Origin of the sequence: Zhihengliuella alba, assembly GCF_039538765.1 — a bacterium.
GTDB lineage: Bacteria > Actinomycetota > Actinomycetes > Actinomycetales > Micrococcaceae > Zhihengliuella > Zhihengliuella alba.
The window spans coordinates 325523-347637 of the sequence record NZ_BAABCJ010000002.1 but is presented as its reverse complement, the minus strand read 5'-3'; the positions used below and the strand labels follow the sequence as shown (position 1 = coordinate 347637).

Genomic DNA, 22115 nt, shown 5'->3' with positions numbered 1-22115 from the left:
GATGACGCACCAGACCACCGTCCTCGAGCCCAGCCGGCGCCCGTTCGCGGGGCTGTACGCGGGCAACGTCCGCGCCGTCGTCGAGCGTGGGCTCATGGCGCTGAAGACCAACAACTGGGCGGTCTTCGTCTCCGGCTTCGTCGAGCCGGTGCTGTTCCTGGCGGCGATGGGCATCGGTCTCGGCCCGCTCATCGGCGGCGTCGAGGGGCCGGGCGGGACCGAGATGACCTACGGCGCCTACATCGCCCCGGCGCTGCTCGCGGTCTCGGCGATGAACGGCGCCGTGTACGACTCCACCAACAATGTCTTCTTCAAGCTGCGCTTCTCCAAGCTGTACCAGAACATGCTGTACACCTCGCTCGGCCCGCTCGACGTGGCGATGGGGGAGATCTACCTGGCGCTGCAGCGGGGCTTCCTCTACGCCACGGCGTTCATGGTGGTCATGGGCTCCCTGGGACTCGTGACCACGCCGGCCGCGCTCCTCATGATCCCCGCGGCCGTGCTCGTCGCGTTCGGGTTCGCGGCGCTGGGCATGGGCATCACCAGTTTCATGAAGCGCTTCCAGCACCTGGACTGGGTCAACTTCGCGCTGCTGCCGATGTTCCTCTTCTCCGCGACGCTCTACCCACTCTCGGTGTACCCCGAAGGGGTCCAGCTGTTCATCCAGGCCCTGCCCCTCTGGCACGGCGTGGAGCTCATGCGCTCGCTCTCGGTCGGCTACTTCGCCCCAGCGCTGCTCGGACACGTGGCGTACTTCGTCGTCATGGTGCTGGCCGGCGTGGTCCTGACCACGGCGCGACTGCGCGCGCTCTTCCTGCGCTGAGGGCCAGCGCCGGACGACGCAGGCCCGCGCTGCCGGGGCGCCGCGGGAGTCCGCGGGCCCTCTCCGCGGCCGCCCTTTCCAGCCGGGACCTGCGGGAGTACCTTGAGGGCACGCCCGCGATGCTCGTCCGCGAGCGCGCGGAGTCCAGGTGATGCGTCTGAACGGCACGTGAGAGGGAGGTACCCATGATCGGCACATGGCAGTCTCTGGTGTTCGACTGCGAGGACCCGGACCGGCTGGCGACGTTCTACGAGGAGGTCCTCGGCATGGTCCGCGTCCAGCACGACGACGACGGAAGCTGGATCACGATCGGCGATGCGCCCGATCGCCCCGCGATCGCGTTCCAGCAGGTGGATGTGTACGTGCCTCCGGAGTGGCCCGGGCACCTCCATCCGCAGCAGGCCCATCTGGACATCAAGGTCGAGGACCTCGATGTCGCCGAGGCCCAGGTGCTCCGGCTCGGCGCAACCTCGATGAACAGCGGGACCGATTCCTTCCGGGTCTACACGGATCCGGCGGGGCACCCGTTCTGCCTCGTGACGAGCCTGGCGGGGGACTCGACCATCTGGTGAGGCGCTGGTGAGACGACCCGCGCCGGTGGGGCTGGAGGGCGGACCGGGCTTGTTCGCCTCCAGCCCAACCGCCGGGCCGCCGCGCGCGGGCGCCGCGCGGATTTGCGACAATGGGCCCATGCACAATCTCCCCGGCGGATCGGCCGCACCCAACTCGGCCGGCAAGAAGTCCATGCAGGACCGCAGCATCACCCTCAAGGCGAGCACACTCACGTTCGCCGTCATGGTGACGGTGTTCCTGGTCGCGGTGGTATTCGCCGCCAACGAGAACGACGTCATCGGCTGGATCGTCGTGATCGTCTCCCTCGGCTGGCTGCTGCTCGCCGCGTTCCTGGCCTTCGGCATCGCCCGCGGCACCAAGAAGATGCAGGAGCAGTTCGCCGGCGTCCGCGCGGACATGGCGCGAGGCGGCGGCTCCACCACGCTCGTCCAGCAGGACACGTCTGCCCGGGACATGAAACTGGACCACTCGTTCAAGATCGTCGAGGTACAGGTCGGCGTTGTGAAGGAGTACCTGGACCAGGAGGGCGAGGAGGCCCGCGGGATGGTCGACCGTGCCCTGGAGACCATCGAGATCACCGCCCACAACGCGCGCGGCATGATGAAGGACGGCAAAGGCGGCAAAGGCGGCAAGGGCGGCGGGAACGGCGGGGACCCGCTCTCCGGCGACATCATCGGCTAGCCGCCGGAGCGCGCCCGCCGGGACCGAAGCCGTGACCCATCGCAGGCTGGAACGGGCACGGTTCACACGGCCGAGGGCACCGGGGCGACCCGGTAATGTGGTGGCGTGACCGACGCAGAGACAGCACCCGTGGAAACCGCAACGCCGACCGCCGACGCGACCGTCTACCCCGCCAAGACGCCGGGGACCGTCCGTGTGGCCACCGTCAACGTGAACGGCATCCGCGCCGCCTACAAGCGCGGCATGGCCGACTGGCTGGCCGCCCGCGACGTGGACGTCCTCGCGCTCCAGGAGGTCCGCGCGCCGGACGCCATCGTCCGCGAGCTGATCGGTGCGGGCTGGCACATCGTCCACGCGGAGGCCGAGGCCAAGGGACGCGCAGGCGTCGCCGTCGTCTCCCGGCTGGAGCCGACCGGCACGCGGGAGCACATCGGCGAGGACTACTTCGCCACTGCCGGGCGCTGGGTCGAGGCCGACTTCGAAGTCGGCGGCGAGACGCTCACGGTGGTGAGCGCCTACGTGCACTCCGGCGAGGTCGGGACACCCAAGCAGGACGACAAGTACCGCTTCCTGGACGTCATGGTCCAGCGGATGCCGCAGCTGCGCGCCGAGAAGGACCATGTGCTCATCACGGGCGACCTCAACGTCTGCCACACCGAGCGGGACCTCAAGAACTGGAAGCCCAACCACAACAAGCGCGCCGGCGTGCTCGACGACGAGATCGCCTACTTCGATCGCTTCTTCGGCGAGGAGATCGGCTACAAGGACGTGGCACGCGAGCTCTCCGGGGACGTCGACGGGCCGTACAGCTGGTGGTCGTGGCGGGGCAAGGCGTTCGACAACAACGCCGGCTGGCGGATCGACTACCACATGGCCACCCCCGGCCTCCTGGCCAGGGCCGCCAGCGTGGCCGTCGACCGCGCCCCCACCTACGACACCCGCTTCTCCGACCACGCACCGGTCGTGGTCGACTACCAGTTCTAGAAGGAACCGCATGAGCCCCGAAGCCACCCCCCTCGCCGCCGCGTCCGGAGCAGAGGTCCCCGGCACGGAGTCGCGCCCCCGCGTCCTCTCCGGCATGCAGCCCTCCGCAGCCTCGCTGCACCTCGGGAACTATCTCGGCGCGCTGGTCAACTGGGTCAGGACGCAGGACCAGTACGACGCCTTCTTCTTCGTGCCGGACATGCACGCCATCACCGTGCCGCAGGACCCGGCCGAGCTGCGCGAGCACACCCGGCGGACCGCCGCCCAGTTCATCGCCGGCGGCATCGACGTCGAGCGCAGCACGCTGTTCGTCCAGTCGCAGGTGCCCGAGCACGCGCAGCTCGCCTGGGTGCTGACCTGCATCACCGGCTTCGGCGAGGCCTCCCGGATGACCCAGTTCAAGGACAAGTCGTCCAAGGGCGGACTCGAGACCGCCGGCGTCGGCCTCTTCACCTATCCGATGCTCATGGCCGCGGACATCCTGATGTACCAGCCGCAGGGCGTCCCGGTCGGCGACGACCAGCGCCAGCACGTGGAGCTCGCCCGGGACCTGGCCAACCGGTTCAACCACCGGTTCGGCGAGACGTTCGTGGTGCCGGAGGCCTTCATCCCCGAGTCGGGGGCCCGGATCTACGACCTGCAGAACCCGACCCGGAAGATGTCCAAATCGTCCGAGAGCCCGGCCGGGCTGATCAACATCCTCGACGAGCCGAAGGTCATCGCCAAGCGCATCAAGTCCGCCGTCACGGACACGGACACCGTGATCGCCTACGACCGGGAGGGCAAGCCGGGAGTGTCCAACCTCCTCGACATCCTCTCGGCCGTGACGGGCCGCCCTGTCGACCAGCTCGTCGCGGACTACGAGGGAAAGATGTACGGACACCTCAAGGTGGACGTCGCCGACGCCGTCGTCTCCGCCCTGCAGCCGGTGCGCGAGCGGACCCTCGAGCTGCTCGACGACCCGGCCGAGCTGGACCGGCTCCTGGCCACGGGCGCCGCGAAGGCCCGCGACGTCGCCTCGGAGACCCTCGAGACCGTCTACCGCAACGTCGGGTTCCTGCAGCTCGGCGCGGAGGCCGCGGCCCTCGTGAAGCAGGCGGGCCGGTAGACACCTCGACGGGCACGGAGGAGAGGCGCCGAGTGGCGGACAGTCAACACGGGGACGGACCGCGGTTTCCTGCGGCGCCCGCCAAGCCGACGGCTCCCGAGGGTGCCACGCTCGGGATCGTCATCTCCCTTCCAGAGCCGGCCGCCGAACGGCTCCGGCGCGTGCGCGCCGCCTACGGCAGGCCGGAGAGTGCCGTCGAGGCCCCGCACATCACGCTGGTCACGGGCGGGCCCACCGCCGACTGGGATAGCGCACGCGATCACGTTGCGGCGGTCGCGGCCCGCACCCCTCGGTTCGCCGTCCGCCTGCGGGGGACCGGATCGTTCCGTCCCGTCACGGACGTCGTCTTCGTGCGGGTCGTCGAAGGCTGGGACGCGTGCCGGGAGCTCCATGACGCCCTGTGCGCCGGGCCGCTCGTCCACGGCACGGGCTACGACTACCACCCGCACGTCACGGTCGCCCACGATGCGCCGGAGGAGGGCCTGCAGCGCGCCTTTGCCGAACTCGCCGATTTCGAGGCAGAGTTTGCTGTGGACCGGATCGACTTGTTCGGCATCGACGACGACGGGCGCTGGGCGCTCAGCGAGGAGCTGCGCCTTGGGACGCACACCGGAACGGAGACCGGCCCGCGCCGCGATGCGGGCCTCGGCGAAGCCGGCCCATCGTGACCCTCGGCCGGCGGCCCGCGCCGGCGACGAGAGCGACGACGACTCGCTGACGGCGCTGGACCGAGTGCGTCTCCGCCACGACGTCCTCCACCGGAGCACGGAGCTGCGGCGGGCGTCCCGGGAGGGGCGACCGGTCCACCAGCGCGCGCTCGCACTGGTCGGCTGGCTCGTCGCGCATGTCCAGTCCTGGCTGCCCGTGCGGGCCTTCACGGTGTACGGGCAGCGCAGGGGCGGGCTGATGGCCGCCGGAACCGCCTACCTGATGTTCTTCTCCGTCGCTTCAATGCTTGTCGCCGGCTTCGCGATCCTCGGGCTCGTCGCCGCCGGGAACCAGGAGCTGCAGGATCTGGTGGTGCGCACCGTCGACCGCAGCACGCCGGGCCTCATCGGCGCGGAGGAGAATGCATTGGTCACCCGCGAGCAGCTCTTCAACGCGCAGCGCGGTTTCGGGTGGGCGCTCGTGATCTCCACCGCCGTTACGGTCTTCTCCTCCCTGCGCTGGATCGACGGGCTGCGGCAGGGGATGCGCGGCGTGTTCGGGCTGCCCCACGTGGAAGTGAACGTCGCCCTGCTCAAGCTGCGCGACCTCGGCGTGCTCCTGATCCTGGGTGCCAGCCTCATCGTCACCAGCGTCGTCGGCCTGGTCGCCGGCGCCGCGCTGGACTGGACGCTGGAGATGCTCGGCGTCGCCTCTGCGGTGGGCGCGTTCTTCGCCCAGGCGACCACCATCCTCGTCATGCTCCTGCTGGACATCGCGGTGTCCATGATCCTCTTCCGCCTGGCATCCATGATCTCGATGCCGCGCCGTGCCCTGCTGGAGGCGGCCCTGATCGCCGGTGCCGGCGCGACGGTCCTGCGATTGTTCTCCTCGGTCCTGCTGGGCGGCTTGGCGGGGAGGCCGATCATCGGCTCCTTCGCGGTGGTCCTGGGACTCTTCGTCTGGTTCTACCTGCTCAGCCAGGTCTATCTGGTCGCCACGGCGTGGGGCGCCGTTGTCACCGCCGACGCCCACGCCGAGCGCGCGGCCAGCACGGGCGTGCACGCGTTGAGTCTCCGCCAGCGGGCGCAGCTGAAGCGGTCCGCGGACGACGGCGGCCGGCCCCAGGGGTGGGAGGCCCGGGTCTAGGAAGTCCTGAACCGGGACCCGGAACCGGAGACCAGGGGCTAGTCCGCCGCCCGGGCGGCCTGCTCGGCCCCACTGAAGTACTGGTCCGCCCACGCCGCGATCATGGCGGCGGCGCGGGCTCCGTGGATCCGCCGGGTGAGTAGGTGGTCCGCCCCGTCGAGGGAGAAGAACGACTTCGGGTGGCGGGCCTCGGTGAAGATCTTCCCGGCGTTGTCCAGGCCCACGGTGTTGTCCGTGGGGGAGTGCATGACCAGCAGGGCCGCGTCCAGGTCGCGGATGTAGCCGCGGAGATCGTGCTGCTCCACGTCCTCGATGAACGCCCGTGTGATCTCCAGGCGGCGGGGCCCGAGCTTCAGCTCGGCGCTGCCCTGGGCCTCGATGTCCGCCATCAGGTGCTCGAAGTTGTGGGTGACGTGGCCCGGGTGGAAGGGTGCCCCGATCGTGGCCACGGCGTGCGGCCGGATCTCGGCGGCCGCGGCCAGGACGGCGGCGCCTCCCAGGGAGTGGCCCACCAGCAGCTCCGGCTCGTGGCCGAGCCGGCGGAGCTCCTCCGCGGCGAGCACCGTGTCCTGGACCTTCAGGCTGAACGACGTGTCGGCGAAGTCGCCCTCGGAGCCTCCGAGGCCCAGATTGTCGTAGCGGAGCATGCCGACGCCGCGGCGGGCCAGCTCCCGGCAGACCCGGGCCGTGGCATGCGAGTCCTTCCCGAGGGTGAAGCCGTGCGACATCACACCCCATCCGACGGCGGGCCCCTCGGGGACGTCGAGCACGGCCGCCAGCTCGTGGCCGGTGGCGCTGGTGAAGGTCAGGTTCTCGGTAGGCACGCATCCATCCTAGGCGGCGTCCCGGACCGGACGAGGCGTGACAGGGCCCGTTAAGCGCCCGTGGCGCGAACCGCAGGGTTCGCGCCACAGGAGGGGGCAGCCGGGGACGTCGCCCCGCCGGGCCGGGATCAGATGCTGCGCGTGAGCACGGCCTGCTTGACCTCGGCGATGGCCTTGGTGACCTGGATGCCGCGGGGGCACGCCTCGGAGCAGTTGAAGGTGGTGCGGCAGCGCCACACGCCCTCCTTGTCGTTGAGGATCTCCAGGCGCATGTCGCCGGCGTCGTCGCGGCTGTCGAAGATGAACCGGTGCGCGTTGACGATCGCCGCCGGGCCGAAGTACTGGCCGTCGGTCCAGAAGACCGGGCAGGACGAGGTGCACGCGGCGCAGAGGATGCACTTGGTGGTGTCGTCGTAGCGCTCGCGGTCCTCGGGGGACTGGTAGCGCTCCGCCGAGGGCTCGTGGCCCTTGGCCACCAGGAACGGCATGATCTCGCGGTAGGACTGGAAGAACGGCTCCATGTCCACGATCAGGTCCTTCTCGACCGGCAGGCCCTTGATGGCCTCGACGGTGATCGGCTTGTTCGTGTCGAGGTCCTTCAGCAGCGTCTTGCAGGCGAGGCGGTTGCGGCCGTTGATGCGCATGGCATCGGAGCCGCAGACGCCGTGGGCGCAGGAGCGGCGGAAGGACAGCGACCCGTCGACCTCCCACTTGACCTTGTGCAGGGCGTCCAGCACGCGGTCGGTGCCGTACATGGTGAGCTCGAAGTCCTCCCAGTGGGCCTCCTCGGAGACCTCCGGGTTGTAGCGCCGGACGCGCAGGGTGATGTCGAACTGGGGGATCTCGCCGCTGCCGCTCGCGCCGGGAGCCAGATCCACCTTGGATGCGGGTTCAGATACTTCGGTGCTCATCAGTACTTACGCTCCATCGGCTGGTAACGGGTGAACACGACCGGCTTGGTGTCGAAGCGGAGGCCCTTGAGCCCCTGCATCTCCGCCGAGTCGTCCTTGTACACCATCGAGTGCTTCATGAACCGCTCGTCGTCGCGGTCCGGGAAGTCCTCGCGGAAGTGACCGCCGCGGGACTCTTCGCGGCCCAGGGCCGCAATGGACATGACCTCGGCCAGGTCCAGGAGGAAGCCGAGCTCGACGGCCTCCAGGAGATCCAGGTTGAAGCGCTTGCCCTTGTCCTGGATGCTGACGTTCTTGTAGCGCTCGCGCAGCGCGGCGATGTCGTCGACCGCCTTCTTGATGGTCTCGCCGGTGCGGAACACCTGCATGTTGGCGTCCATCGTGTCCTGCAGGTCCTTGCGGATCGCCGCGATCCGCTCGGTGCCGGTCCCGCTGCGGACGATGTCCAGCATCTCCTCGGTCTGGGCGAGCGGGTGCTCCGGCAGGTCGACGAAGTCGGCCGTCTTGGAGTACTCGGACGCGAAGATGCCGGCGCGCTTGCCGAAGACGTTGATGTCCAGCAGCGAGTTGGTGCCGAGGCGGTTGGAGCCGTGAACGGAGACGCAGGCGACCTCGCCCGCGGCGTAGAGGCCCGGGATCACCGTGTCGTTGTCCTGGAGGACCTCGCCCTGGATGTTGGTCGGGATGCCGCCCATGACGTAGTGCGCCGTCGGGAAGACGGGGACCGGCTCGGTGTACGGCTCGACGCCGAGGTAGGTGCGTGCGAACTCCGTGATGTCCGGGAGCTTCGCGTCGATGTGCGCGGGCTCCAGGTGCGTCAGGTCGAGCAGGACGTAGTCCTTGTTGGGGCCGCAGCCGCGGCCCTCGCGGACCTCGTTCGCCATCGAGCGGGCCACGATGTCGCGCGGGGCCAGGTCCTTGATGGTCGGCGCGTAGCGCTCCATGAAGCGCTCGCCCTCCGAGTTGCGCAGGATGGCGCCCTCGCCGCGGGCCGCCTCGGAGAGGAGGATGCCCAGACCGGCCAGGCCGGTCGGGTGGAACTGCACGAACTCCATGTCCTCGAGGGGGATGCCCTTGCGGAACGCGATGCCCATGCCGTCGCCGGTGAGGGTGTGGGCGTTGGACGTGGTCTTGAAGACCTTGCCGGCGCCGCCGGAGGCGAACACCACGGACTTGGCCTGGAAGACGTGCAGCTCGCCGGTGGCGAGGTCGTAGGAGACGACGCCGGCCACGCGCTTCTGCTTGAAGGGCGTGCCGTCCTCGCGGGTGGCGTCCTCCTCGACCGTGAGCAGGTCGAGCACGTAGAACTCGTTGTAGAACTCGACGTTGTGCTTGACGCAGTTCTGGTACAGGGTCTGGAGGATCATGTGACCGGTGCGGTCGGCGGCGTAGCAGGCGCGGCGAACGGGCGCCTTGCCGTGGTCGCGGGTGTGCCCGCCGAAGCGGCGCTGGTCGATCTTGCCCTCGGGCGTGCGGTTGAACGGCAGGCCCATCTTCTCCAGGTCCAGGACCGCGTCGATGGCCTCCTTGGCCATCACCTCGGCCGCGTCCTGGTCCACCAGGTAGTCGCCGCCCTTGATCGTGTCGAAGGTGTGCCACTCCCAGTTGTCTTCCTCGACATTGGCGAGTGCCGCGCACATGCCGCCCTGGGCGGCGCCCGTGTGGGAACGGGTGGGGTAGAGCTTGGTCAGAACGGCGGTGCGCGCGCGCTGGCCGGACTCGATCGCGGCGCGCATACCGGCGCCGCCGGCGCCGACGATGACGACGTCGTACTTGTGTACCTGCATTCCGGGTGCTCTCTCTTTTCTAGAAAACTCGGTTCGGCGCGAGCGCCGGACTAATTGCAGATCTCGAGCGGGGAGCCCGGGATGCACGGATCGAACGTGAAGATCACCAGGGTGCCCAGGGTGATGATGACGATCGTCGCGAAGTAGAGGATGCCCTTCAGCCAGAAGCGGGTGCGATCCTTGTCTGCATAGTCGTTGATGATGGTGCGGACGCCGTTGGTGCCGTGGAGCATGGCCAGCCACAGCATCGCGAGGTCCCAGAACTGCCAGAACGGGTCGGCCCACTTGCCGGCCACGAAGCCGAAGTCGAGGCCGTTGATGCCGTCGCCGACCAGGAGGTTGGTGATCAGGTGCCCGAAGATCAGGACGACGAGGAAGACCCCGGAGATGCGCATGAAGAGCCAGGCGATCATCTCGAAGTTGCCCTTGGCGCCGGGGACCCGGGTGTACTTGGCGTCGATCCGCCCGGAGCGCGGGGGGACGAATTCGGTGGTAGCGGCCATGGCCTAGTGACCTCCCAGAGCCAGAGTGAGGTGGCGGGCCGCGAAACCGATGGTCGCGACGGCCCAGATGACGACGACGCCCCACAGCAGCTGGCGCTGGAACTTGGGCCCCTGCTTCCAGAAGTCCACGAGGATCAGGCGCAGGCCGTTGAAGGCGTGGAACAGGATCGCGGCGACCAGTGCGGTCTCGCCGAAAGCCATGAGCGGGTTCTGGTAGGTGCCGATGACGGCGTCGTAGGCACCCGGGGACACGCGGACGAGGGACGTGTCCAGGACGTGCACCAGAAGAAAGAAGAAGATGACAACACCGGTGATCCGATGCCCTACCCAGGACCACATGCCTTCGCGGCCGCGGTAGAGGGTGCCTGACGAAGTCTTCGACACTGAAATAACCTCCATGCATCGCAGGGCGCTTGTGCGGCTTTACGCACAATATTTCGACGCCGGTGCGTGAGCGTTCCTGCCCGATCTTAGTCCACGAAGTTAATCCGTCTCAGCCACGGTACCCGGCGGGTGACCAGCCTCACAGGCGCGGGGTGGGATCGGCGTGCCCGCGCGGAAAAACACCCCGAATTCCGCAACGCCGACGTGCGCTAAATCGCCCGCTCTCCTCCCCGATATCCCCAGTGTCGTCCCTTAGCCTGTTCCTCATGACCACAGACATTCTCGAGCGCTTCTACGGCGTCATCCCGGCCGGCGGCGTCGGAACCCGCCTGTGGCCGCTGTCCCGGGCGGCCGCCCCCAAGTTCCTGCACGATCTGACGGGCAGCGGCAGTACGCTCATCCGGGCCACCTACGACCGGCTGTCGCCGCTGGCGGGGGAGCGGATCATGGTGGTCACCGGCACCGCCCACCGCGCCGCCGTGTGCGAGCAGCTCCCGGAGATCTCCGACGCCAACCTGGTGCTCGAGAGCGAGCCGAAGGACTCGGCCGCCGCGATCGGCCTGGCCGCGGCCATCCTGCACCGCCGGGATCCCGAGACCATCATGGGCTCGTTCGCCGCCGACCAGGTGGTCGGGCCACTCGAGGTCTTCCTCGAGGCGGTGCGCGAGGCGGTGGTCACCGCGGCCACGGGCAAGATCGTCACGATCGGCATCCGGCCCACGCTGCCCTCGACCGGCTTCGGGTACATCCGGCAGGGCGGGCGGCTCGGCATCGAGGGCGCTCCCAGCGCCACCGACGTCGCCGAGTTCGTCGAGAAGCCGAGCGAGGAGGTCGCCCGCCGGTACGTCGCCTCGGGCGACTACCTCTGGAACGCCGGCATGTTCGTGGCCCCGACCTCGCTCATGCTCCAGCACCTCGAGGCGAACGAGCCGGCGCTCTACGCCGGACTCTGCGAGATCGCGGACGCCTGGGACGGCCCGGAGCGTGACCAGGTCGCGGCGCGCGTCTGGCCGACCCTGCCGAAGATCGCCATCGACTACGCCGTGGCCGAGCCGGCTGCCGCCGCCGGCGACGTCGCGATGGTCCCCGGCACGTTCACCTGGGACGACGTCGGCGACTTCGCCGCGCTCGGCCGGTTGAACCCGGCCGCCGAGAACAGCAAGCTGAAGGTCATCGGCGAGGGCGCGCGCGTCTACTCGGACAACGCCTCCGGCGTGGTGGTCTCCGACTCCAAGCGCGTCATCGCGCTCATCGGCATCGACGACGTCGTGGTGGTGGACACCCCGGACGCGCTCCTGGTCACGACCCAGGAGCACGCCCAGCAGGTCAAGCAGGCGGTCGAGGCACTCAAGGCGAGCGGCGCCGTCGACGTCCTCTGACCTGCCCGGCGACACAGGCGGCGCGACACATTGGGCCGGCGAGCGCCGTCGGACGTATTAAGGTGGCGGATGTGAACAGCTCAGGAGCGCGGACGACGGTGCGGGACAACGGCGTGGACGACGGCGGGCCCTCGGTGCCGCTCGTCGGCCCCTGGGTGGAGCCGCTGCTGGACCATCTGGTTGCCTTCCGGCGCGACGTCCACGCCCATCCGGAGCTGTCCTTCCACGAGAACCGGACCACCGACCGGATCATGGCCGAACTGGAGGCCGCCGGGCTCGAGCCGGTGCGGCTCGAGGGGACGGGTGCGCTGGTCGAGATCGGTCGCGGGCCCCTGGCCCTCGCGCTGCGTGCCGACATCGACGCCCTGCCCGTCCTCGAGGAGACCGGCCTCGGCTACGCCTCCAAGGTCGAGGGCGTCTGCCATGCCTGCGGCCACGACATCCACGCGACCGTCATGGTCGGCGTGTCGATCGTGTTGAAGCAGATGTACGACGACGGCCTGCTCAAGGCCCGCGTGCGCGTCATCTTCCAGCCCGCCGAGGAACGCATGCCGGGCGGTGCGCTGGAGGTCATCAAGCAGGGCGTGCTCGACGGCGTGCCCCGGATCCTGGCGCTGCACTGCGACCCGCGCGTCGACGCCGGCACGATCGGGACCCGCATCGGGGCGATCACCTCCGCCGCGGACACCATCAAGCTCGAGCTCAGCGGCCGGGGCGGCCACACCTCCCGGCCCCACCTGACCGAGGACATGGTGTACGCGCTGTCCAAGGTCGCCACCGACGTCCCCGCCGTGCTCAGCCGCCGGATCGACGTGCGCAGCGCCGTCTCCGTGGTGTGGGGCCAGATCCAGGCGGGCTCCGCGCCCAACGCCATCCCCGCGACCGGCTACCTCGCCGGCACCATGCGGTGCCTCGACGCGGAGGCGTGGGAGTCGGCCGGGGACCTCCTCGACGAGGTGGTCCAGCAGGTCGCCCAGCCCTACGGCGTCGACGTGAAGCTCGAGCACCTGCGGGGCGTGCCGCCCGTGGTCAACTCGGCCGCCGAGACCGAGCTCATCGAGTCCGCCGCGCGGGCCGAGATCGGGGCCAGCGGCATCACGCTGACCCCGCAGTCCATGGGTGGCGAGGACTTCGCCTGGATGACGCACAGGGTGCCCGGCTCGATGTTCCGGCTCGGCACCCGGACCCCCGGCGGCGAGACGTTCGACCTGCACCGGGGCGACTACACGCCGGACGAGCGGGCCATCGGCGTCGGCGTCCGCGTGATGGCGGCCGCCGCCGTCCGCGCCGCGGCCAAGATCCGCGAGGACCGCGCCGTCTCCGCGTAGACCGGCGCTCTCCCCGGGCCGGACCTACTGGCCGGTAACGAATCTCCAACGATCCTCCCCGAGGGGCTCCTGTGGGCTGACAGGGCGCGTCCGCGCCGGTTACTCTGTGTTACACCATTGGTTGATCTGGGTCACTTCTGAATCGCCCAGATGAGTCCGCCCCCACTCGCACCGTCGGCTCCGGCCGATCGTCGGGGCTCGTTTTCGACGGAGGAACATTGAAGAACATTCAGCGCAGGAAGCGCTCCCTGGGTGTCGCCGCAGCCATGCTGGGCGCGTCCGCCCTCGCACTGAGCGCCTGCGGCGCTGCCCCCGAGGAGGGCGACGGCCCGGCCGCCGAGGAGATCGACTACAAGGCCTGCATGGTCTCGGACGAGGGCGGCTTCGACGACGCCTCGTTCAACCAGGCCTCCCACGAGGGCCTGCTCAAGGCCGAGGAGGAGCTCGGGGTCCAGGTCCTCGACGCGGAGTCCACCTCCACCACCGACATGGGCCCGAACATCGACGAGATGGTCCAGCAGGGCTGCAACATCATCGTCACTGCCGGCTTCATGTTCGAGAACCTCCCGCTGGACGCGGCCGAGGCGAACACGGACACCAAGTTCGTGGTCGTCGACTACGGCTACGAGACCGTGCCCGAGAACATGCGGACGCTGAACTACAACACGGCAGAGGCCGCCTACCTGGCCGGCTACGCGGCCGCGGGCTACTCGAAGAGCGGCAAGGTCGGCACCTACGGCGGCGGCCAGATCACCACGGTCACCGACTTCATGAACGGCTTCGCCAACGGCGTCGCCAAGTACAACGAGGACAAGGGCGCCGACGTGCAGGCGGTCGGCACCGACACGTTCGTCGGCAACTTCTCCGACACGGTGAAGGCGCGCCAGATCGCGGACAACTTCATCGCGGACGGCGTGGACGTGATCATGCCCGTCGCCGGCCCGCTCGGCCAGACGGCCGTCGACGCGGTCAACGAGTCGTCCAGCCCGGACGACACGGTGGTGTGGGTCGACACCGACGGGCACGAGTACGCCAACGGCGGCGAGGAGGCCGTCCTGACCTCGGTGATGAAGAAGATGGGCGAGACCACCTTCGAGTCGATCGAGCAGGACGTCAACGGCGAGTGGAAGGGCGGCGCCTACCTCGGCACGCTGGAGAACGGCGGCGTCGGCCTGGCACCGTTCTACAACTTCGAGTCGAAGCTGCCGGAGGGCATGCAGTCCGAGCTCGACGCGCTCAAGGAGCAGATCATCGCGGGCGAGATCGACCCGCTCGCCTGATCCACCACGGACGGACGCGGATGGCCGGGGGCGATATGATCGCCCCCGGCCATCTCGTCGCCGCTCCCTCCCCCTGAACGGTCCGGAAGGCCCATGAAACTCGAATTGCAAGGCATCACGAAGGCGTTCGGCGGCTTCGTGGCCAACGACAGCATCGACCTGGTCGTCGAGCCCGGCACGGTGCACACGCTGCTCGGCGAGAACGGCGCCGGCAAGTCGACCCTGATGAACGTCCTGTTCGGCCTGTACGAGCCGACCGCGGGCCGCATCCTGATCGACGGCGAGCCCGTGGCCTTCCGCGGTCCCGGCGACGCCATGGCCCACGGCATCGGCATGGTGCACCAGCACTTCATGCTGGTCCCCGTCTTCACCGTGGCGGAGAACGTGGCGCTCGGCGACGAGCGCACCCGCGCCGCCGGCATCCTCGACCTGGAGCAGACGCGCCGCGCCGTCCGCGAGGTCTCCGACCGCTACGGCTTCAACGTCGATCCCGACGCGCGGGTCGAGGACCTGCCCGTGGGCGTCCAGCAGCGCGTGGAGATCATCAAGGCCCTGGTCCGCCGGGCCGACCTGCTCATCCTCGACGAGCCCACCGCGGTCCTCACGCCCAAGGAGACCGACGAGCTGATCGACATCATCGGCCAGCTCAAGGCCTCCGGCACCGCCATCATCTTCATCTCCCACAAGCTGCGCGAGGTCAAGGCCGTCTCCGACACCATCACGGTGATCCGCCGCGGCAAGGTCGTGGGCACCGCGGATCCGAGTGCCGACGCCACCGAGCTGGCGTCCCTCATGGTGGGCCGCGCCGTCGACCTCAGCCTCGGCCGCCGGCACTCCGACGGCGGAGACGTCTCGCTCGAGATCCGCGACCTCACCGTCATCGACGAGCTCGGCGTGCCGGTCCTCGACCACGTGGACCTCGACGTGCGCCGGGGCGAGATCCTCGCCGTCGCGGGTGTCCAGGGCAACGGGCAGACGGAGCTGGTCGAGGCCGTCATGGGCCTGACCTCGGGGACCTCCGGCTCCATCCGGCTCGAGGGCCGGGAACTCCTCGGCCGCAGCGTCAAGGAGATCATCAACTCCGGCGTCGGCTACGTCCCCGAGGACCGCAGCACCGACGGCGTCATCGGCTCGTTCAGCATCGCCGACAACCTGGTCCTCAACCGCTACGACCGCGCGCCCGTGGCGAGGGGGGCCTCGCTCCGGCCGTCCATCATCGCGCAGAACGCCGACGAGAAGGTCCGCGAGTTCGACATCCGGACGCCGTCGGCGCAGAACACGGCCTCCACCCTGTCGGGCGGCAACCAGCAGAAGGTCGTGCTGGCCCGCGAGTTCTCGCGGGAGCTGAAGCTGTTCATCGCCGCGCAGCCGACCCGCGGCGTCGACGTCGGCTCGATCGAGTTCCTGCACCGCCGGATTCTCGCGGAGCGCGACAAGGACATCCCCGTCATCGTGGTCTCGACGGAGCTGGACGAGGTCGCCGAGCTCGGCGACCGCATCGCCGTGCTCTTCCACGGCAGGCTCATGGGCATCGTCCCGGGCAATACCTCCCGCGAGGTCCTGGGCCTGATGATGGCCGGCTCGACGGCGGAGGAGGCCTTCGCCGAGGCCGACCGCAGCGGCCGCAGCACCACTGACCCCGACGAACCGCAGCTGCCGGGAGGCATCGCATGAGTTCCCCGACCCGATCACCCCTCCAGCGGCTGCGCCGCTCCGGCGCGCTCGTCTCGGTCCTGGCCATCCTCGCCTCGTTCGTGGTGGGCGGCCTGCTGATCGCCTTCACCGACCGGGACACCAAGGAGGCCGCCGGCTACTTCTTCGCCCGGCCCACCGACATGCTCTCCGCGGCCTGGGACGCCGTCGCCGGGGCCTACGCGGCCATGTTCCGCGGCGCCGTGTTCAACTACGACGCCGGCACGTTCCTCGGGATGATCCACCCGCTGACGGAGACGCTGACCGCCGCGACCCCGCTGCTCACCGCCGCGCTCGGCGTCGCCATCGCGTTCCGCGCCGGCCTCTTCAACATCGGCGCCCAGGGACAGCTGATCCTCGGCGCGATCCTCTCCACCTGGATCGGCTTCACGCTAGAGCTCGCCTGGCCGCTGCACCTGCTCCTGGTGGTGCTCGGCGCCCTGCTCGGCGGCGCGCTCTGGGGCGGCCTCGTCGGCTGGCTCAAGGCCCGGACCGGCGCGCACGAGGTCATCCTGACCATCATGCTGAACTACGTGGCGCTGAACCTGCTCGGCTACCTGCTGAACAACGCGCTCCAGCGGGAAGGCTCCACCAACCCCGTCAGCCCCGTGGTCAACCCCTCGGCGCAGTACCCGCTGCTGCTCGGCCCCGAGTTCCGGCTGCACCTGGGCTTCCTCGTCGCCGTCGCGGCCACCGCCTTCGCCTGGTGGCTGATGAACCGCTCGACGCTCGGCTTCGAGATCAAGGCCGTCGGGGCCAACCGGGCCGCGGCCCGGACCGCCGGCATCGACACCTTCAAGGTGACGGTGCTGGCCATGGTCATCGCCGGCGCCCTGGCCGGCCTGTCCGGTGCGGCCCAGGTGAACGGCACCGAGAAGTTCCTCAGTGAGTCGATCGCCGCGAGCATCGGCTTCGACGCCATCACCGTGGCCCTGCTCGGCCGGTCCCGGCCGATCGGCGTCTTCTTCGCGGCGCTGCTCTTCGGCGCGTTCCGCGCCGGAGGCGTCACCATGCAGATCGCCACCGGAACGCCGATCGACATCGTCCTCGTGGTGCAGTCGCTGATCGTCCTCTTCATCGCGGCCCCGCCGCTCGTCCGGGCCATGTTCGGTCTCAATGAGCGCCGCGGGAAGAAGAACAAGAACCCGAAGGGCGCCGCCGGCGCCCCTGCCACCGTCGGAGGCGACCAGTGAGCACCCGGACCCTGACCGCCCCCGCATCCACCGCCGGCACCGCCCCCGCCGCCGGTACCGGCCGGCGCTCCCTCGTCCTCTACTCGGCCGGCGCACTGATCGCGCTCGTGCTCTTCGCCTTCATGTCGCCCGGCGGCACGGCGACGTTCCGGCTGTCCGCCGCCTCGGACGCGTTCCAGATCCCCGCCCTCCCCGTCGCGGTGACGCCGGCCGGCTGGACCATCGCCCTGCTGCTCCTCGCCGGGACCGCGTACGTCCTCTGGCTCCGGCGGTCCGGGCGGGGCGTGCCCGGCTGGGTGCCGGCCGTCTTCGCCCTGCTGTTCGTCAGCGGCGTGCTGATCTGGATGGTCGCCTCCGCGACCAACCCGTCCATCTCGCTGCTGAGCCTGCTCACCGGCACCCTGGCCCTCGCCCTGCCGATGGTCTACGGGTCGATGGGCGGTCTGCTCGCCGAGCGCACCGGCGTGGTCAACATCGCGATCGAGGGACAGCTGCTCCTCGGCGCCTTCGCCGCGGCGCTGGGCGGGTCGATCTCCGGCTCCCTGATCGGGGCCCTCGTCTCCGCCGCGCTCGGCGGCGTCATCGTGTCCTCCCTGCTGACCCTCTTCGCGGTGAAGTACCAGGTCAACCAGATCATCGTGGGCGTGGTCCTCAACGTCCTCGTCTCCGGCCTGACCGGGTTCCTGTTCGGCACGCTGCTCTCCGGGGGCGCCGGTCTGAACTCCCCGCCGCGCATGCCCAACCTGCCGATCCCGGTCCTCAGCGAGATCCCCATCCTCGGGCCGCTGCTCTTCAACCAGACGATCCTCGGCTACCTCATGTTCGTCCTCGTCGCCGTCCTCTGGGTGGGTCTGTACAAGACGCGGTGGGGTCTGCGCGTCCGCGCCGTCGGCGAGCACCCGAAGGCCGCGGACACCGTCGGCATCAAGGTCAACCGCACGCGCGTGCTCAACGTCCTCCTCGGCGGCGCGGTCGCCGGACTCGGCGGCTCGTTCTACACCCTCGTCTCGGTCTCGCAGTTCTCCCGCGACATGACGGCCGGCACCGGTTTCATCGCCCTGGCCGCGCTGATCTTCGGCCGCTGGAACCCGATCGGCGCGTTCCTCGCCTCCCTGCTGTTCGGCTTCGCGACGAACCTGCAGTACGTCCTCTCGCAGGCCGGCACCGAGGTACCCAGCCACTTCCTGGCGATGCTGCCGTACGTCATCACGATCCTCGCGGTCGCCGGCCTGGTGGGGGCCTCGCGGGCCCCGGCCGCGTCGGGGCAGCCCTACACGAAGGACTGACATGAACCAGACCGAGAGCAGCGGCGCGGTGACTCCGGCGGAGTGGGATCAGCTCCGCGAGGCAGCCACCGCAGCGATGCGGCGGGCCTACGCCCCCTACTCCAAATTCCCCGTCGGCGCCGCCGCGCTGACCGAGGACGGCCGCCTCGTCAGCGGATGCAACGTCGAGAACGCTGCCTACGGGGTCGTCCTCTGCGCCGAGTGCACGCTGATCGGCGAGCTGCACATGACCGGCGGGGGCCGCCTGCGCGCGTTCTACTGCGTGGGCGGTGACGGGGGCGTCCTCATGCCCTGCGGCCGCTGCCGTCAGTTGCTCTTCGAGCACCGCGGCCGGGACATGGAGCTCATGACGGTCAGCGGCATCCGGACCATGGACCAGGTGCTGCCGGACGCCTTCGGGCCCGACGACCTGACGCAGTACTGACCCGGCGTCCCGAGAGCGGCGCTCCACCGCGCCGCACCGAACCCATCTGCACGGCACCAGCGAGAGGCACAGCATGAGCACCGAGGCATTCGACGCCGTCGACATCATCCGGACCAAACGCGACCGAGGGCGGCTGTCCGATGCGCAGATCGACTGGACGATCGACGCCTACACCCGGGGTGGCATCGCCGACGAGCAGATGGCCGCCCTGAACATGGCGATCCTGCTCAACGGGATGGACCGGGCGGAGATCTCCCGCTGGACCGCGGCCATGATCGCCTCCGGGGAACGGATGGACTTCTCGTCGTTGCGCACCGCCGACGGCGGCGTGAAGCCGACCGCGGACAAGCACTCGACCGGCGGCGTGGGCGACAAGATCACGCTGCCGCTCGCCCCGCTGGTGGCCGTGTTCGGCGTGGCGGTGCCGCAGCTCTCCGGGCGCGGGCTCGGCCACACGGGCGGCACGCTGGACAAGCTCGAGGCGATCCCCGGCTGGCGCGCCGACCTGACGAACGAGGAGATGCTCGGCCAACTGCAGGGGACCGGGGCCGTCATCTGCGCCGCGGGCTCCGGCCTGGCTCCGGCGGACAAGAAGCTGTACGCCCTGCGCGACGTCACCGGAACCGTGGAGTCCATCCCGCTGATCGCGTCCTCCATCATGAGCAAGAAGATCGCGGAGGGGACCGGTGCACTGGTCCTCGACGTCAAGGTGGGATCGGGCGCGTTCATGAAGGACGAGGCCTCCGCGCGCGAGCTCGCCGAGACGATGGTGGCGCTCGGCACCGATGCCGGAGTACGGACCGTGGCGCTGATGACCAACATGCGCACCCCCCTGGGCCTGACCGCAGGCAACGCGATCGAGGTCGAGGAGTCCGTCGAGGTCCTCGCCGGCGGAGGCCCGGCGGACGTCGTGGAGCTGACCGTGCGGCTGGCCGAGGAGATGCTCGCCGCGGCGGGTGTGCACGACGCCGACCCGGCCGCCGCGTTGAAGGACGGTCGGGCCATGGACGTCTGGAACCGGATGATCGCCGCCCAGGGCGGCGACCCGCACGCGCCGCTGCCCGTGGCGAGGGAATCCGAGGTGCTCTACGCGCAGGCTGACGGCGTCCTCGCAGAGCTCGATGCACTCAAGGTCGGCGTGGCGGCCTGGCGTCTGGGCGCCGGCCGCGCACGCAAGGAGGACCCGGTCCAGGCTGGAGCGGGCGTGCGGCTGCACGCCAAGCCGGGGGATCCCGTTCGGCGCGGGCAGCCCCTGCTGACCCTCCTGACCGATACGCCCGAGCGATTCGTTCGGGCGCAGGAGGCGCTCGAGGGCGCTGCGGTGATCGCCCCCGACGGGGCCCGCCCGGATCAGCGGCTCATCATCGACCGCATCGCCGAGTAGTCGGGCGCGCGAACGGCGCGTAGGCGGCCGCGGGAACCAACGCGCCCTGCGATCCGTCAGACTGGGTACGCCGTGCACGCACCCGCGGGCCGGTGGCGGAAACGGACAGCAAGGGGAGAGTGTGATCGAGGCGATCAACGGGGCCATCCTGGACGTCAGCGGCCAGTGGTGGGTGCTGCTGATCGTCTTCGCGTTCTGCGCGATCGACGCGTTCTTCCCGATCGTCCCGAGCGAGTCGCTCCTGGTGGGGCTCGCCTCCGTCGCGGTCACCACGGGCGACCCGGACCTCCTGCTTCTCGGCGTCCTCGGGGCGCTGGGCGCCGTCCTCGGCGATCAGATCGCCTACTGGCTGGGAGCGCGGGTCGGCACGGAGCGGTTCGCGTGGATGCGCCGTCCGCGGTCCCGGCGCGTCCTGCGCTTCGCCCGCCGGGAGCTGGACCGACGCGGCGGCCTGCTGATCTTCACGGCGCGGTACATCCCGATCGGTCGCACCGCCGTCAACTTCACTGCCGGAGCGACCGGCTACGCGCGCGGGATGTTCACCGCCTTCGACGCCGCCAGCTGTGTCTTCTGGGCCGCCTACTCCGTAGCGATCGGTGCGCTGGCCGGTCAGTGGTTCGAGGAGCACAAAGTCCTCGCCATCGTCGTCTCCGTCGCGATCGCCATCGCGCTCGGCTACTTCATGGACCGGCTCATCTACTTCTTCCTGCGCCGGCGGCAGCAGCACACGGACGCCCACGACTCCGCACACTGAACGTCGCCGGCCCGCAGGGATGGAGGCTCGGGAGCGACGCCGGCCCCTGACTACACCTGTTGCAGCGCCAGATGCCCCGCTCGGCCCGGGACCACGCACTTGGACAGGTAGAACGCTGCCCCGGAGCGGGCCACGGTCTGCGTGAGGACGAGCACCGGGTCCTCCGGCGCCAGGGCGAGGGGCTCCGCGCGGGAGGCCCCCGCCGGTGCCGGCGAGATCTGGCACTCGCCCCGGCCGAATCCCGGCCCCAGTGCTCCGATGATCCGGGCGAGGAGCGAGGAGGAACCGTCGTCGGCGGCGTCGGCGGGGACGATCGCGTCAGGCCCCTCGGCCACGGCCACGGGGATGTGCTCCTGCAGGTGGGCCACCGGCTCCCCGGCACGCGCCAGCACCGACTCCCACATGAGGCACTCGTCGCCGTGCGCAACGCCGATCCTGGCCGCCACGAAGTCCGACGCGGGCTGCCGGGTCACCGTCTGGGACACGATCTCCACGGCCTGCCCGTCGACGGCGAACACGCTCTCGTAGGGACGGATGCGCTCGATGCCGATCCGCGGGAGGGACGGCGACACGAAGCGTCCCACCCCGCGCCGCGCCCGGACCAGCCCGTCCTCCTCGAGCAGCATGAGGGCCTCGCGGACCACGGTGCGCGAGACGTTGAGCAGGCCGCCGAGCTCGCTCTCCGTAGGCAGGAGCGCGCCGGGCGCCAACCGTCCGTCCCGGATCGCAGCCGAGACGCGCGAGTACGCCGCCACGCGCAGCGGCACGCCGGGAGTGGGCTCGACGGGCAGGGCCCACGGGTAGTCGCCGGGAGAGAGCATGGCACCTCGTTCGATCGGTCGCGTGCAGTCGGTGCCAGTCTCCCACGGGCGCGGGACAGTACTCCGACCGGTGAAGCCGTCCGGCCGTCCGACCGGAGGAGGACCCGCAGCGGTCGGACCCAGCCATTCGACGAGGTGATTGCACGTACTTGTCATCCGTGGTTGTATAACAACTCACACCGTGGTGGTGTGCATCACGACG

General features: G+C 70.0%; 22 protein-coding genes. 16 read left to right on the top strand and 6 right to left on the bottom strand.

The features are described 5' to 3' along the window. Window position 1 precedes the first annotated feature (1 nt). The 7 genes from ABD784_RS07305 to ABD784_RS07275 all read left to right on the top strand — a co-directional run bounded on the left by ABD784_RS07305 (window position 2) and on the right by ABD784_RS07275 (window position 5963). Window positions 2-823, top strand: a complete 822-nt coding sequence (locus ABD784_RS07305; protein ID WP_344882169.1) for an ABC transporter permease — start codon at window positions 2-4, stop codon at window positions 821-823. Window positions 824-1008: 185 nt separating this feature from the next. Continuing rightward, entirely contained in the window at window positions 1009-1395 is a 387-nt protein-coding gene (locus tag ABD784_RS07300) for a VOC family protein (RefSeq protein ID WP_309080462.1), read from the top strand. Between the two features lie 118 nt (window positions 1396-1513). Continuing rightward, window positions 1514-2077: a hypothetical protein gene (locus tag ABD784_RS07295; protein WP_344882166.1), complete on the top strand. Its 564-nt coding sequence runs from the start codon at window positions 1514-1516 to the stop codon at window positions 2075-2077. A 129-nt stretch (window positions 2078-2206) separates the two neighbouring features. Further along, window positions 2207-3061 (top strand): exodeoxyribonuclease III, encoded by an 855-nt coding sequence (locus tag ABD784_RS07290; RefSeq protein WP_344882163.1) that lies wholly within the window; start codon window positions 2207-2209, stop codon window positions 3059-3061. Window positions 3062-3071: 10 nt separating this feature from the next. Then, entirely contained in the window at window positions 3072-4169 is a 1098-nt protein-coding gene (trpS, locus tag ABD784_RS07285; RefSeq protein WP_344882161.1) for a tryptophan--tRNA ligase, read from the top strand. 32 nt (window positions 4170-4201) lie between these two features. Next, window positions 4202-4837, top strand: a complete 636-nt coding sequence (locus ABD784_RS07280; protein WP_344882157.1) for a 2'-5' RNA ligase family protein — start codon at window positions 4202-4204, stop codon at window positions 4835-4837. Further along, on the top strand, window positions 4767-5963 hold the full coding sequence (locus tag ABD784_RS07275) for a YihY/virulence factor BrkB family protein (RefSeq protein WP_344882154.1): 1197 nt from the start codon (window positions 4767-4769) through the stop codon (window positions 5961-5963). The genes ABD784_RS07280 and ABD784_RS07275 overlap by 71 nt, the downstream gene beginning before the upstream one ends. A 38-nt stretch (window positions 5964-6001) precedes the next feature. Here ABD784_RS07275 and ABD784_RS07270 read toward each other — a convergent pair whose 3' ends face one another. The 5 genes from ABD784_RS07270 to sdhC form a co-directional block, all read right to left on the bottom strand. Next, window positions 6002-6787, bottom strand: coding sequence for an alpha/beta hydrolase family protein (locus ABD784_RS07270; protein WP_344882151.1), 786 nt, complete (start codon window positions 6785-6787; stop codon window positions 6002-6004). A gap of 128 nt (window positions 6788-6915) precedes the next feature. After that, the gene (locus ABD784_RS07265; protein ID WP_344882148.1) at window positions 6916-7698 is read right to left on the bottom strand and encodes a succinate dehydrogenase iron-sulfur subunit; all 783 of its coding nucleotides are present in this window, start codon (window positions 7696-7698) and stop codon (window positions 6916-6918) included. Next, on the bottom strand, window positions 7698-9485 hold the full coding sequence (gene sdhA / locus ABD784_RS07260) for a succinate dehydrogenase flavoprotein subunit (protein WP_344882145.1): 1788 nt from the start codon (window positions 9483-9485) through the stop codon (window positions 7698-7700). Before sdhA ends, ABD784_RS07265 begins: the two co-directional genes overlap by 1 nt. Before the next feature lie 50 nt (window positions 9486-9535). Next, window positions 9536-9988 (bottom strand): succinate dehydrogenase hydrophobic membrane anchor subunit, encoded by a 453-nt coding sequence (locus tag ABD784_RS07255; RefSeq protein WP_344882143.1) that lies wholly within the window; start codon window positions 9986-9988, stop codon window positions 9536-9538. A gap of 3 nt (window positions 9989-9991) precedes the next feature. Further along, complete coding sequence (gene sdhC, locus ABD784_RS07250) at window positions 9992-10387, bottom strand: succinate dehydrogenase, cytochrome b556 subunit (protein WP_344882140.1); 396 nt, start codon at window positions 10385-10387, stop codon at window positions 9992-9994. A 251-nt stretch (window positions 10388-10638) separates the two neighbouring features. Here sdhC and ABD784_RS07245 point away from each other — a divergent pair, with 251 nt between their 5' ends. From ABD784_RS07245 to ABD784_RS07205, 9 genes are all read left to right on the top strand, one after another. Further along, entirely contained in the window at window positions 10639-11751 is a 1113-nt protein-coding gene (locus tag ABD784_RS07245) for a mannose-1-phosphate guanylyltransferase (protein ID WP_344882137.1), read from the top strand. A gap of 113 nt (window positions 11752-11864) precedes the next feature. Further along, on the top strand, window positions 11865-13079 hold the full coding sequence (locus ABD784_RS07240) for an amidohydrolase (protein WP_425582952.1): 1215 nt from the start codon (window positions 11865-11867) through the stop codon (window positions 13077-13079). A gap of 218 nt (window positions 13080-13297) precedes the next feature. Next, a complete protein-coding gene (locus tag ABD784_RS07235; protein WP_344882134.1) occupies window positions 13298-14359 on the top strand; it encodes a BMP family lipoprotein in 1062 nt (353 codons plus the stop codon). Between the two features lie 93 nt (window positions 14360-14452). Continuing rightward, window positions 14453-16033, top strand: a complete 1581-nt coding sequence (locus ABD784_RS07230) for an ABC transporter ATP-binding protein (RefSeq protein WP_344882131.1) — start codon at window positions 14453-14455, stop codon at window positions 16031-16033. After that, on the top strand, window positions 16030-17244 hold the full coding sequence (locus tag ABD784_RS07225) for an ABC transporter permease (RefSeq protein WP_344882128.1): 1215 nt from the start codon (window positions 16030-16032) through the stop codon (window positions 17242-17244). Before ABD784_RS07230 ends, ABD784_RS07225 begins: the two co-directional genes overlap by 4 nt. Beyond that, window positions 17241-18530, top strand: a complete 1290-nt coding sequence (locus tag ABD784_RS07220; RefSeq protein ID WP_344882125.1) for an ABC transporter permease — start codon at window positions 17241-17243, stop codon at window positions 18528-18530. Before ABD784_RS07225 ends, ABD784_RS07220 begins: the two co-directional genes overlap by 4 nt. Window position 18531: 1 nt before the next feature. Continuing rightward, window positions 18532-18954 carry a cytidine deaminase gene (locus ABD784_RS07215; RefSeq protein WP_344882122.1) on the top strand — a complete coding sequence of 141 codons (423 nt, stop codon included), beginning with the start codon at window positions 18532-18534 and terminating at the stop codon, window positions 18952-18954. 73 nt (window positions 18955-19027) lie between these two features. Further along, window positions 19028-20338 (top strand): thymidine phosphorylase, encoded by a 1311-nt coding sequence (locus ABD784_RS07210; RefSeq protein WP_344882119.1) that lies wholly within the window; start codon window positions 19028-19030, stop codon window positions 20336-20338. A 121-nt stretch (window positions 20339-20459) separates the two neighbouring features. Then, window positions 20460-21092, top strand: coding sequence for a DedA family protein (locus ABD784_RS07205; RefSeq protein ID WP_344882115.1), 633 nt, complete (start codon window positions 20460-20462; stop codon window positions 21090-21092). 50 nt (window positions 21093-21142) lie between these two features. On the opposite strand, the gene ABD784_RS07200 is transcribed toward ABD784_RS07205, so the two are convergent. Continuing rightward, a complete protein-coding gene (locus ABD784_RS07200; protein ID WP_344882112.1) occupies window positions 21143-21913 on the bottom strand; it encodes a GntR family transcriptional regulator in 771 nt (256 codons plus the stop codon). Between the last annotated feature and the right edge of the window lie 202 nt (window positions 21914-22115).